1 pseudogene is annotated in these 241 nt (G+C 54.4%); it reads right to left on the reverse strand.

The features are described from left to right. Positions 1-190: pseudogene (locus SB756_RS34515) on the reverse strand (hypothetical protein); the annotation flags it as partial. Positions 191-241 lie beyond the last annotated feature (51 nt).

Consider the following 241-nt stretch of genomic DNA (forward strand, 5'->3'; position numbering starts at 1 on the left):
TATGCACATAACCCGGCAGCACGGCCAGGGGGATGCCGATATTCAGGTAGCCGATGAACGTGAAAAGGACGATGGACACAAGTGCATCCATGTCTTCCAGGTTGAGCGAAAGAGGCAGGCACAGGGGGGCCAGGCTGCAATCCTTGCAATGGGCCTGGGCATGTGGGCGCAGTTTAACTGGCTCGGACATTTTCAATCGATCCTTGTGGGAAAGCACACATAAGACGTAAGGGTAACTCAC

The organism is Pseudomonas sp. SIMBA_068, from assembly GCF_046534705.1.
GTDB lineage: Bacteria > Pseudomonadota > Gammaproteobacteria > Pseudomonadales > Pseudomonadaceae > Aquipseudomonas > Aquipseudomonas putida.